Annotated in this window: 12 protein-coding genes and 1 pseudogene; 9 read left to right on the plus strand and 4 right to left on the minus strand. The window is 63.5% G+C overall.

What is annotated here, in order from left to right; genetic code table 11:
- Positions 1–23: 23 nt before the first annotated feature.
- Together F4Y72_04645 and hpnD are read right to left on the minus strand one after the other, a co-directional pair.
- Complete coding sequence (locus F4Y72_04645; GenBank protein MXZ27575.1) at positions 24–1,313, minus strand: NAD(P)-binding protein; 1,290 nt, start codon at positions 1,311–1,313, stop codon at positions 24–26.
- Positions 1,300–2,166 (minus strand): presqualene diphosphate synthase HpnD, encoded by an 867-nt coding sequence (gene hpnD, locus F4Y72_04650; protein MXZ27576.1) that lies wholly within the window; start codon positions 2,164–2,166, stop codon positions 1,300–1,302. Before hpnD ends, F4Y72_04645 begins: the two co-directional genes overlap by 14 nt.
- 166 nt (positions 2,167–2,332) lie before the next feature.
- Between hpnD and hpnC the strand changes: the two genes are divergently transcribed.
- The 4 genes from hpnC to F4Y72_04670 are packed head-to-tail and all read left to right on the plus strand — an operon-like array spanning position 2,333 to position 6,399.
- Positions 2,333–3,220 (plus strand): squalene synthase HpnC, encoded by an 888-nt coding sequence (hpnC, locus tag F4Y72_04655; GenBank protein MXZ27577.1) that lies wholly within the window; start codon positions 2,333–2,335, stop codon positions 3,218–3,220.
- On the plus strand, positions 3,213–4,112 hold the full coding sequence (locus F4Y72_04660; GenBank protein MXZ27578.1) for a hypothetical protein: 900 nt from the start codon (positions 3,213–3,215) through the stop codon (positions 4,110–4,112). Before hpnC ends, F4Y72_04660 begins: the two co-directional genes overlap by 8 nt.
- A gap of 40 nt (positions 4,113–4,152) precedes the next feature.
- Positions 4,153–5,457 carry a sulfite oxidase gene (locus F4Y72_04665; GenBank protein MXZ27579.1) on the plus strand — a complete coding sequence of 435 codons (1,305 nt, stop codon included), beginning with the start codon at positions 4,153–4,155 and terminating at the stop codon, positions 5,455–5,457.
- Between the two features lie 24 nt (positions 5,458–5,481).
- Positions 5,482–6,399 (plus strand): Zn-dependent exopeptidase M28, encoded by a 918-nt coding sequence (locus F4Y72_04670; protein ID MXZ27580.1) that lies wholly within the window; start codon positions 5,482–5,484, stop codon positions 6,397–6,399.
- A gap of 62 nt (positions 6,400–6,461) precedes the next feature.
- On the opposite strand, the gene F4Y72_04675 is transcribed toward F4Y72_04670, so the two are convergent.
- Complete coding sequence (locus F4Y72_04675) at positions 6,462–7,577, minus strand: class I SAM-dependent methyltransferase (protein ID MXZ27581.1); 1,116 nt, start codon at positions 7,575–7,577, stop codon at positions 6,462–6,464.
- Between the two features lie 107 nt (positions 7,578–7,684).
- On the opposite strand from F4Y72_04675, the gene F4Y72_04680 reads away from it, so the two are divergent.
- Positions 7,685–8,002, plus strand: coding sequence for a hypothetical protein (locus F4Y72_04680; protein ID MXZ27582.1), 318 nt, complete (start codon positions 7,685–7,687; stop codon positions 8,000–8,002).
- Entirely contained in the window at positions 7,999–9,015 is a 1,017-nt protein-coding gene (locus tag F4Y72_04685) for a hypothetical protein (protein ID MXZ27583.1), read from the plus strand. Before F4Y72_04680 ends, F4Y72_04685 begins: the two co-directional genes overlap by 4 nt.
- 47 nt (positions 9,016–9,062) lie before the next feature.
- On the opposite strand, the gene F4Y72_04690 is transcribed toward F4Y72_04685, so the two are convergent.
- On the minus strand, positions 9,063–9,926 hold the full coding sequence (locus F4Y72_04690; protein MXZ27584.1) for a bile acid:sodium symporter family protein: 864 nt from the start codon (positions 9,924–9,926) through the stop codon (positions 9,063–9,065).
- A gap of 153 nt (positions 9,927–10,079) precedes the next feature.
- Here F4Y72_04690 and paaA point away from each other — a divergent pair.
- The 3 genes and pseudogenes from paaA (at position 10,080) to paaC (ending at position 12,051) form a co-directional block, all read left to right on the plus strand.
- Positions 10,080–11,018: pseudogene (paaA, locus tag F4Y72_04695) on the plus strand (1,2-phenylacetyl-CoA epoxidase subunit A).
- Positions 11,015–11,293, plus strand: a complete 279-nt coding sequence (locus F4Y72_04700) for a 1,2-phenylacetyl-CoA epoxidase subunit B (protein ID MXZ27585.1) — start codon at positions 11,015–11,017, stop codon at positions 11,291–11,293. Before paaA ends, F4Y72_04700 begins: the two are co-directional and overlap by 4 nt.
- A complete protein-coding gene (gene paaC, locus F4Y72_04705) occupies positions 11,290–12,051 on the plus strand; it encodes a phenylacetate-CoA oxygenase subunit PaaC (protein MXZ27586.1) in 762 nt (253 codons plus the stop codon). Before F4Y72_04700 ends, paaC begins: the two co-directional genes overlap by 4 nt.
- Position 12,052: the final 1 nt, after the last annotated feature.

Here is a 12,052-nt window from a genome sequence, read left to right on the forward strand (position 1 = left end):
TACGACCCTACCGGGATGGTCGGTCAAGCCTTGAGGGGGCCTCCTGCGCACACGTTGCGGGCTGCGCTTTCGCCGGAGCGGATGGCGCTTTCGATGGTGGCCGGCAGCCCCGTGTCGATCCAGTCTCCGGCCAGGAAAAGGTTCCGGTAGCCGCATTCCGTGGCGGGCCGGCGCCGGACCTGCGAGGGCGTTTGCGCAATCGTGGCCCGTTTCTCCTTGACCACGCGGTAGCCGGGCAGGACCTTCGGATCAAGCTCCAGCGCCGTCGCCACGTCGTGCCAGGTCCTTTCGGCAAGCACCTCGGCGGTTTCGTGCACCAGGTCGCTGCCGGCGCTTACCGTTACGGAAGCAATATGGCCGCGAACGAAGAGCCACTGGGCTGTTCCGCCGATCAGGCCGAGAAACGGAAGTTCCGGTGCGAGATCTGCCGGGCGCGACAGCAGAAAATGGACGTTGACGATGGGATTGCTTTGCTCGGGTACGGTCAATCCCGGGACCAGCGCTGCTGCCGCCGCCGGCGGCACCGCCAGAACGACGCTGTCGTCTTCCTTGAGTGCGGTTGTTTCGTCGCCGAAGCGCAGTTCGCGCGCGCGGCCGTTCCGGTAGCCGATCGCCTGCAACCGCGTCTTGAACCGAACGCCCGCGCCGTTTTCCCGCAACATGCGAAGTGCGGGTTCCACGAACGCCTCGGACAGGCCGTCCCTTGCCACGAGAGGCCGGCAGCCTGCCTCGCCCCTGGCGAAGGTTTCGCGCAATACCGGCCACAGCAGGCGCGCGGCTCCCGTATTGGCGGACGTATTCAACGCCGCGACCGCCAGCGGTTCCCACAGTCGCTCGAACAGAACACCGCTGTTTCCCACCGTTTGCCGAACGGTGCTTTCCGGTCCGGCGAAAGCGAACCGAAGCGCCGAAAGATAACGCCAGGCGGGCGCACCCGGTACCCGCCGCCTTTTGTCGAAGATCCACCACGGGATTGTTCCGGCGCCCGGCCGAAAGGACCACCGCCGGCCGGTGCGAACGTCGAGAAAGGGGAAAGAGGCCCGGGCAGGCCCGATCAGGGCGTTGCCGGCGCCGGTCGCGTTCAGATAACGTCGGGTTGCCGTGTTGCCGCTGAGCAGCAGGTGGTTGCCGTTGTCGATCCGGCATCCAAGCCGGGCGTCCTCATAGGAACGGCAGCGTCCGCCGGCCTGTGCGGCGGCCTCGTATATCGTGACTTGCCGTCCGTCGGCCGCCAGGGAAACTGCCGCTGAAAGTCCGGCTAGTCCAGCACCGACAACATGAACCGCGCCCGATTGGCCGCTAGAAGATCCCATGCCGCAGCGCCAGCCAGATCTTTCGCCAACTCTTGAGCGACACCGGATCGGCAATCTTCTTCCAGCCGCGTGTTTCGAGCAGATTCAGAGTTTCCTGGTAGGTTTCCATCATGATTACGGCAGGGCGCATCAGGCCCCGCCGCAGGCCCTTCAGAAGCCACTCGGTTTCGAGATAGTAGCGCCGGGCGAGTCTAGACACCTCCAGGCAGGCGCCGGCGAAGGACGGATGAACGATGATGCGCGACAGCGATCTTTCGTCCACGCTGTATTTCTGCAGCGTTTCCGAAGGAATGTAGAGACGATTCCTGGCCGCGTCCGACTTCACGTCCCGCAGGATATTGGTGAGCTGCAAGGCGTTGCCGAGGGCCACGGCAATTCGCGGGCCCGGCTTCTGAGGCATGCCGAAGACCCGGATCGAGAGCATGCCCACGGCGCCCGCGACTTTCCGGCAATAGTCGAGCAGGCCGTCCACCGACCGTATGCGCACCCGGGGAGCCGCATCGATTTCCATGCCATCGATAATGGCCTGAAACTCCTCTTGCGGCAGGTCGAATCGATCGACCGGTTCCAGCAGGGCCTGCGAAGTAAGGCGCTCGGGTCGTCCCCTGTAGAGCAGGTCTATTTCATTCCGCCAACCGTCGAGCGCCCGCAACTTGTCCGCTGATTCGCCGGGCGAATCGGCGATGTCGTCGACCTCGCGGCAAAACGCATAGACTGCGTACATGGCCTGTCGCCGTTCCTCCGGTAGCAACCTCATGGCCCAGTAGAACGAAGTTCCCGACTGCCTGACCACGCGATTTGCGTGCGCCGCAGGCGATACGTTTTCCAGAACCGGGTCGGCAGGCCTAGTCATCGATTGATGTGCGATCCTGACTTGGTTCAAGCTTACCCCCTTAGCTTGTACGGCCCGTTTGTCGTTTGAAATCTCATTATATTCCCATCATACCGGCATCGCGCCGGAATTGCCGAGCCTATACTTGCAATCCGCCATGCGCACCGGTCTGAATCGGGAGAAAGAACTGCATCGGGTCTCCGCCGTTGAGCGTCCCTCGGGCAAGGGTGCGGGGGACGAGAACTTTCCGGTCGGCTCGTGGCTGCTGCCCGCACGGCTGCGCGGGCATATTGCGTCCTTTTATGCCTACGCGCGCGCGATCGACGATATCGCCGACGATCCCGACCTTGAGCCGCAGGAAAAAATTGGGCGCTTGGACCGGTTCGCGCGGGCCGTGGCGGGAAACGGCAGCGGCGACCCCGCTTTGCAGAAGGCGCACGATATCCGCCGCAGCCTCAGGGAGACCGGAGTCACGCACCGGCATTGCGTTGACCTGACGCGCGCGTTCAAGCAGGACGCAACCCAGTTGCGCTACGACGACTGGGACGATCTGATCGGCTATTGCAATTTCTCGGCGGCCCCCGTGGGGCGCTACCTGGTGGACCTGCACGGTCAGCCGGCCAGCGCGTACCCCGCGTCCGACGCCCTCTGCAACGCGTTGCAGGTGCTCAATCATCTGCAGGATTGCGCGGACGACTACAGAGCCCTGAACCGGGTATACCTGCCGCAGCGCTGGATGAACGAAGCCGGCGGCAGGGTTGAAGATCTCACCGGAACGCGCTCCACGCCGGCCTTGAGACAGGTAATGGATCGGTGCCTGGATGCGACCGGCGAACTGCTGGTGCTGGCCAGGACGCTGCCCGGGCAACTTCGCAACCTTCGTTTCGGCATGGAAGCAGCGGCGATCGTGGCCATCGCCGACAAGCTTTGCGCCGAACTGCGCCGCCGCGACCCGCTGGCGGAACGGGTGGAGCTCAGCAAGGTGCAATATATGGGCTGTTTCCTGGCCGGTGTCGGACGCCTGCTGGGCGACAGAATCCTGCGGCGCTCTCGCGAGGAGACGAACGATGGCTGACACCCGAGCCGCCAACGCAAGACAATCGTTCTGGCGGCGCTACTATCGCCCGCCGTTTATCGGCGTAATCGCCTTTTTCGCCGTTCTGCTGGCATTGCCGCTGGCCCATTCCTTCGTGATCCTGGTGCGGGACCTGATCGGCTACGAGAACGCCGGCGGACTGTTTATCGGCGTGGGCGCCGTTGCCGCGGCTCTCCTGCTGATTGGAATCAAGCGCAACGACGAAGTCAGCGGCACTCTGCTCGGGTTTGCGGCCGGCATGCTGATCTGGATCGGCTGGGCCTCGTATTCCTTCAAGTTCAACGAGGTTTCACTCAATCTGCCCATGCCGGAGGTGGGGCCCGGCGTGAAGTGGCCCGCGCATCTGCTCTACATCCAGGGTTCCTTCGGCATCTGCGTGGCGACGCTGCTGTTCTTCGTGTTCAACAAGAACACGCGCTGCAATGCCTTTTACTGGATCCAGAAGAAGGGCCGCCTCAATCTCGGCGAACGCGAGCCGGGGCAGGGGCGCAATATCTGCCGCATTACCTTCCTGGAAACGCTCTACGTGACCTGGTTCTTCTACGGCGCCTCGCTGTTTCTGGGCGATGCCCGCTTCCTCGGCTACGGCCATCCGGTGACCTACGGCATTGCCGCCGTCCTGGCGGTCTGGGGATGCTGGCTGCTGTGGCGGCTGATGAAATTCACCCGCGTGATGGCCGCCATCCGTTACGCCATTCCCACCAAGGCCGTCTTCTGGGTCCCCTTCGGCGAGCTGGCGCCGCGCTACGGGTTCTACGACGAGGTCTGGCTCAAACCGCTGGAGTATTCGGCGGCCATGTGGACGGTGCTCGTCGTCTTCGTCGTCGTTTTCCTGGCGACCGGATTCCTGCCGCAGCGCCGCCAGCACTGAGTTTGAAGCTCAGACAAAACACCAGGGGGCGAGTCCGGGCATGAGGCGTGAGCGGGGGATTCACGAGTTTTTCGCGGAGGATCCGAAACGGGCCGACCGCGAACTCTGGGGGCGAGGTTTGGGACGGCAAACGCGCCGTGCCCTGCTTGCCAACATCGGCGCCATGTCCGCGGTACTCGGCGCACGGATCGTCCATGCCCGGCACATGCCGCTGGGCCTCATTCCCGCGCAGCTGGCCAATTCCAGGGAACCGTTCCATATCGAAGGCAAGGATGGGCTAACGGTGCTGAACGATCGGCCGCTGAGCGCCGAGACGCCCCCTCACCTGCTGAACGACGACGTAACGCCGTCCGAGCGCCTGTTCGTCCGCAACAATGGCCTGCCGCCTGATGAGGCCACGCTAAACCGGACGTGGTCACTTACCGTCTCAGGCGAGTCGGTGCTGCGCCCGCTCCGCTACACCATCGGGGGCCTGAAGCGCAGATTTGCCCAAGTACGCCGGCAGCTCGTCCTGGAGTGCGCCGGCAATGGCAGGGTGGGATACGACCCGCCGGTTCCGGGAACTCAGTGGACTCTGGGCACCGTCGGTTGCCCCGAGTGGAACGGCGTGCTGTTGCGAGATGTTCTGGCGGACTGCGGCATCGCCCGGGACGCGGAGTACGTTGCGTACTGGGGAGCCGATACCCACCTGGCGGGCCCGGATGCAGGCGTGCCGATTTCGCGGGGCGTGCCGATTGCCAAGGCCCTTCGGCGGGACGCCATGATCGCCTGGGGCATGAACGGCCAACCTCTGCACCCGATGAACGGCAGCCCCTTGCGTCTCGTGTTCGGTGGCTGGCCGGGATCAACCTCGGGCAAATGGCTGACCGGAATCTCGGTCCGGAACATAGTCCACGACGGCCCCAAGATGGGTGGCCACTCCTATCGCATGCCGTGCGAACCGGTGGAGCCGGGCGCCGTAGTGGCCGCCGAGGACATGTGCATCATCGGGGCGATGCCGGTCAAGTCTCTGATCACCGATCCGCCGAGCGGCATACGGCACCCCTTTGGCCATCTGCTGAACGTCCACGGACATGCATGGGCCGGCGATCGCACCGTGCGCAGTTTGTGGGTGTCCATCGATTTTGGGCGCAGATGGCGCCGCGCCACACTCTGGCCCCCGTCCAATCAAGGCGCCTGGGCGAATTGGGATTTTGCCGCAAGCTTTCCGTCCCGCGGCTACTATGAGGTCTGGGCGCGCGCCGTTGACGAAAGGGACCGTTCGCAGCCGATGATCGTGCCCGGCTGGAACCCGAAGGGATACCTCAATAACGCCTGCCACCGCATCGCGGTGCATGTCGTGTAGCGTCCGGGGACGACACGCCATAGGATGCCAAACATGCTCAAGAAAGCGACTAACGCAAGCATCGCTTTGCTACTGGTCTCGTTCGCCGTGTTTGCCCAGCCGTCGATTGGTCCGGACGACGACAGCATGCATGCCGACCTGGCGCGCATCGTCGGCCTTGAGAACGAAAAGCGGGCGGAAACGTTCCTTCGAATTTTCCGGGAGCGTGGTTTCGAACCGGAGATAGGGGAATTCCAAAATCCGGCCCGGTTTCGAAATTCGCCGGCGGTCGGACGAAACCTGATCGTTACCCTTGGCGAGGGAGACCGCGATATCGTGGTGGGTGCGCACTACGACGCGATCCGGATGCTGGACGGCGATATTTCGGATGGCGCCGTGGACAACGGTGCGTCCTCGGTCGTGCTGACCCGGGTGGCCGAGTCCCTGCGACAGCATGCGCTGAAGCACCGAATCCGGGTCGTTCTATTCGACCTGGAGGAGATCGGGCTCATCGGATCCCGCGCCTATGTGCAAAGCGAGGACGCAAGCCGAATCGCGGCCATGGTCAATGTGGACGTGATCGCCGGCGACGGCGTCATCATGTTCGGGCCGACTTCGCACGAGGGCAACGAGGTGGTTTACCGCAGTCTGCGCCTTGTGTGTGCCGTCCAGGCAATATCATGTATGGATTTCCCCGAATATCCGCCGAGCGACGATCGCCCCTTCCAGGCTGCCGGAATCCCGAACGTCTCGATCGCGATGATCGGAGCCGCCTCGTCGCATGAATTCTGGCTGTTTCTGAATGCGCTGGGGCAATCCGGATTGCGGCGGGACTTCGTTCCCGATCTCTTTCGGGTCATTCACACCAGGAACGACACGATCGAACGCGTCGATTCAATGGCCATGACACGGGTCCACGACGCGGTCGTCGCCCTGGTGGTCGAACTGGACGGGGCTCTCTGACTCCGCGCCGCATCCTTGCGGCAACGCGCGTAGGGACAGGTGCGCTATCGATGCGGAAGTGACTACTTCCGGGCGCAGACCATCAGGTTTCCGTAAGCCCTGTTCTCCGCCAGGCATTTGTCCCGGAACCGGGGAATCCCTTCGCCCAGCTGGATCTTGTCCCGGTCGAACCCCGCCTCAACACAGATCGCGACCATATCCTCGTCCTGAAGCGCGCCCATGTAGGGCTCGTTGTTGTACCGAGCCATCCAGTCGCAATAGTACTTTTCAAGAGCCTTGTCCGGCACGATGTTGTCCATGTGGATCATCAGGCCGCCGGGCGCCAGCAGGCGATTGCACTCCTTGTGGATAGCCCGGATCGCCTTGCGCGAGGTTTCGTGCAGCAGGGCGGTAGACACGATTAGATCGAAACTCCCGTCGTCGAAGTTGGTGTGCTCCGCGTTCTGTTGGGAGAAATGGACTTCCTTGCCCATGGCGACGGCGCGGGCATGGCCATAGCGAAGGCAGGTGGCCGCCACGTCGATCGCGTGGATTTCCGCATCGGGGAAGTGATCGCAGTAAGCCAGGGTGGAGTGGCCTACCGTGCAGCCCATATCGAGGATCCGCCGCGGACCCGCATCGCTGAAATGGTCCTTCAGCCAGGCAACCAGCGTCCGGCCCATGCCGTCCAGGTTGGGGCCCAGGCGGCCCATGGAATAGAGGCGGTAGGTGCGGTCGAACTCGGCCCCGGCAAAGACATCGTCTTCGCTCATTTCCTGCTGGTAACTGCCGGGTTTGCAGTGAACGTCCACGGCCGCGAGGTAGGGCGGCATTTCGACGCTGTCGTCCAGGGTCAGCGATCCGAGCGTGCCTCTGAAGGAATTCGCCCTGTCGATGAGCTCAGGCAGCTGCCGTTCGATGCTGGGGCCGACGGTGTCGTAGAGCACTTCCTGCGTGGTCCGCATCATGGAGCTCCACCACTTGTTGTGGGGCTCGTCTTCCAGGGCCTCGCGCAGCTCCTTGCGCGAGGGACAGGAGCCGTTCGGGCGCCGGGACAGGGGATTGTCGGCAAGGATCGCGGTGTTGCCGGCATGAAAGTTGTTGGTGGTGAACACCCTCAGGGTCTTGACGAAACTCTGAGCCGACTGCTCGTCGTGGGTGGCTTCCGGAAACATGGCGTGGTCCGAATTGTTGCGCATCTATGCTCTCCCAGGCGCCTGCTTGGCCTTGTCTGGACTATCGCCCTATACTACCCCCTCCAAAAAATGCGGGAAACAATCCGGTCAACAGGGCAAGGGGGCGTACGCTGGCGGACGGAAAAGGAAAACCGAGGCAACGGGTTGCCAAGGGGCGCAGGCCCTTTTTCCTGGATTCGCCCGACTCCGACAAGTTGCTGGCCATGATCGTGGCCCTGGTCGGAGAGGTGTCCGTCGTCAAGGAACGGCTCGACACCCACGAACGGCTTGCGGCCCAGGGCAAGGTCGCCACGGCGGCCGAAATCGAAAACTACGCGCCGGACGCAGACGTGGAAGACGAACGGGAAGCCTGGCGCGCGGCCATGCTCGACCGGGTCTTCCGGATCATTTCCGCTACCCGGGACATGGATGACTCCACATCGGCATGAGAGTGCTGCGGCTGGCGCTCGTGTGCGCGGTTTGCGCGGGCAATGCAGCGGTGAGTGACGAGCAGCCCGCAAACGAATTCGCACCGCCGGAATCGACGCTGCAACCGTTCGCCCGCGGCGATGTGTTCATCGGCGCGACGCTGCTGAACGACCCCGACGACGATCATGCAGGGCGCGGCCGCATCCTGCAGTTCGATGCCGACCTCAAGCTCAGGGGCGTTCTCTGGATTGAGGACACCACCCACCTGGTCGGCGGCCTCACCTTCGCGCCGGACAACACGCTCTGGGCGTTCGACAGCTTTGCCTGGCTGGTGGTGCGGGTGCAGCCCGATGGCACGCTGTTGCCGACGAAAAAATTCGCCGACCGACCCTTCGGCTCGGTGCAGTTTCTCGGCAACGGCCATTTCGTGCTGATCGAATACCTGAAGGGCAGTGCCCAGCCGGAACAGCTCACCACCCGTTATCCCTATCTGCCCGACGATCCGGCCGGCGTCGGACATGGGGAAATCTACGAATACGACGCCAGGGAAAACCTGGTTCGCAAATTTCTGCCCGAGGTGCATGGCGGCGTCAGCGGCAGCATGGGCGCCACCCACACCACGCTCGCTTCCGACGGCCACACTCTTGTCTATACCTCCGAGACCGGCCCGAGGCTCATGCGTTTCGACCTGCGGTCGGGCGCCCAACTGGCCGATCTGATGACCCTGCCCGAAGCGCCCCCCGGCGCGCCGCCAGCCATGATGTTCGACGTGGAGCACCTGGTGGACGACCGGCTGGTTCTACCGCTGGGCACCAGGGTCACTGTGCTGAGAGAGTCCGGGGAGGAGGTCGCCAGTTTTCCCCTGGAGGGATTCGGCTGGGCGCTTGTTGCGCCGGGCCTCAACGGAGAGACGGCCTATGCCGCCAACTGGTTCACCGGCGAGGTGGTCAAGCTGTCGCTGGAGGACGGAGACATCCTGGCCCGCACGACCATCGCCCCCAAATGCCTCGCCGGTATCGTTCAGTTCCACTGACCCCATCAGGCCCGCGGCCCCGGGGGCGGGTCGGGAAGTTCCGCGTATCAGGCGCCTGTGCGGTGGGTGCGCCGCAGTATGGCGACATAAATCAGCGCGGTAGCGAACATGGTCAGGCTGTAGGTTGCGGCAGGCACCGTCGCAAGCCCGCCGCCGAACAAAAGCACGGCTATCGCGATGGCCAGCGTCCCGTTCTGCAGCCCGCATTCGATCGCGATGGCCGTTCTTTGTTTCGCTCCGGTGGCGAGCCACCGCGCCAGCGTGTAGGCAATCACCATCATCAGCAGGTTGAGGGCCAGAGTGGCCAATCCGGCCTGGGCGTAATAGGTGGCGAGATTGTCGACTTCCTGATAGATGGCTCCCGCGAGCACCAGCACGAACAGTACGGCGGACACGGTGCGGGCCGACGGTTCGATCCGCAGGGCAATACGCTCGGCGTAACGACGGATAAGCAGGCCGACCGCAACCGGAACGGTGACGATCAGGAAAACGCTGATCGCCGTGTCCGCCACTGTGACATCCTGCATCGCCTGCTCGCCGATGAAGTGGCCATAGGCGAAGACGACGATCAGCGGGACCGTGATCACGCTCAGAAGGCTGATCACCGCAGTCAGCGAGATCGATAACGCGACGTCCCCGCGAGCAAATGACGTCAGGAGGTTGGAGGTCACGCCGCCCGGGGCGGCGGCAATGATCATCAGCCCCAGGGCGAGTTCCGGCGCCATGGGCCAGACGCTGGCAAGGAGGAAGGCGACTCCGGGCAGAACGATGATCTGCGACAGTGCGCCGACCGCGAAATCCCGCGGGCGGCGCGCCACCCGGACGAAGTCATCGAAGGTAAGCCCCAGCCCAAGCGCCAGCATGATGAAAGCGAGCGCCAGCGGCAGAACGACATCAGTCACAAATCCCATGCTTTCTCCCAAACCTCAGGTGTGGAGCCGATGGTGATCATACCGCCCGCAACTCCCTGTCAGAAAGCCGGTCGCGGACTTCGGATATGACTCATAATATTGTTCATTCCGTAACTGGAGAACGTGTAACTCGCTGGTGGAGAGTAGAGAGCAATGACCGAGTACCGCCTGAGCGATGCAGAACTGGAAGCGGCCTTCCAGCAGCGGGTGGATGAAGAGCGCAAAATCGAGCCCAAGGACTGGATGCCGGAGGCGTATCGCAAGAACCTGATCCGGCAGATTTCCCAGCACGCGCACTCGGAGGTGATCGGCATGCAGCCGGAGGGCAACTGGATCACCCGCGCGCCCACGCTCAAGCGCAAGATGATTCTGCTGGCCAAGGTGCAGGACGAAGCCGGGCACGGCCTGTACCTGTACAGCGCAGCGGAAACGCTGGGCGTCACCCGCGAGGAAATGATCGGAGCGCTGCACGAAGGGCGCGCCAAGTACGCCTCGATCTTCAACTATCCGACGCTCACCTGAGCCGATGTGGGGGTTATCGGCTGGCTGGTGGACAGCGCGGCGATCGTCAACCAGATTTCGCTGCAGCGCACCTCCTACGGCCCGTATTCGCGGGCGATGATCCGCATTTGCAAGGAGGAGAGCTTCCACCAGCGCCAGGGCTTTGAAATGCTGATGCCGCTGGCGTCGGGCAGTGCGGAGCAGAAGGCGATGGCGCAGGATGCGATGAACCGCTGGTGGTGGCCCACGCTGATGATGTTCGGCCCGCACGATTCCGAGTCGGTGCATGGCGCGAAATCGATGCAATGGAAGATCAAGCGCAGGAGCAACGACGAGCTGCGCCAGGATTACGTGGATCAGACTGTCCCGCAGGCGGAGTACCTGGGCCTGGCGATTCCGGACCCGGAGCTCAAGTGGAACGTCGAGCGCGGTCACTACGATTTCGGCGAAATCGACTGGGACGAGTTCCGGGCGGTCGTTTCCGGCGACGGCCTGTGCAACCGCGAACGCCTCGACAGGCACAGCGAGGCGTACCGGGAAGGCGAGTGGGTGCGCGAGGCCATGCGCGCCTACGAGGAGAAATCGACATGAAACTCCCTCTTTACGAAGTGTTCGTGCGCTCCAAACGCGGCCTGGATCACAGGCATGTGGGCAGCCTGCATGCCGAGGACGGCGCCCAGGCGCTGAAACTCGCGCGCGACTGCTACACCCGCCGTGGCGAGGGCGTGAGCATCTGGGTGGTCAGGTCCAGCGACATCGTGGCCTCGCAGGAGGAGGACGCGGCCAGCTTCTTCGACCCGTCCGACGACAAGCCTTACCGTCACGCGACTTTTTACCGCCTTCCACCGGAGGTGAAGAACCTGTGACCCCTCCCCGGAAAGCGCTTGCGGAATTCGTGCTGGCGCTGGGCGACGACTCCCTGGTGCTGGGCCAGCGCCTGTCGGAATGGTGCGGCAAAGCGCCATTTCTGGAAGAGGACATCGCGATCGCCAACGTTGCGCTGGACTACCTCGGCCGGGCCGAAAAGTTCTACCGCTACGTCTCCGAACTTGAGGGCGGGCACCGCGGCGTCGACGATATCGCCTTCCTGCGGGACAGCCGCGCCTACCGCAACCTGCTGATCTTCGAACTTCCGGTAGGGGACTTCGCCCGCACCATGGCCCGGCAGCTTATGGTGGACGCTTTTCACCTGCCTTACCTCAATCGCCTGAGCCGTTCCACCGACGCGCGTATTGGCGCGATTGCGGCCGAAGCGGCCAAGGAAAGCCGTTACCACCTCAAGCGAAGCCGCGAGTGGGTGCTGCGGCTGGGCGGCGGGACCGTCGAAAGCCACGGCAGGATTCAGCGCGCTTTCGACGCCTTGTGGGGCTACGGCCCCGAGATGTTCGAAATGGACCGCCACGAGAAGGCCCTGCTCGAAAGCGGCGTGTCGGTGGACCGTTCCGCGCTGAAAGCAAAATGGCAGGCTTCGATGACAAGCATTCTGGTCGAGGCAGGGCTGAAGGTTTCCGACCAGGAGTGGTCGATTGTCGGCGGGCGCGACGGCGTGCATACCGAACATCACGGTTATCTTCTCGCCGAGATGCAGTACATGCAGCGCGCGTATCCCGGCCTGGCCTGGTAAG

The sequence above is a fragment of the Gammaproteobacteria bacterium genome, from assembly GCA_009838035.1.
Classification (GTDB): domain Bacteria; phylum Pseudomonadota; class Gammaproteobacteria; order Steroidobacterales; family Foliamicaceae; genus Foliamicus.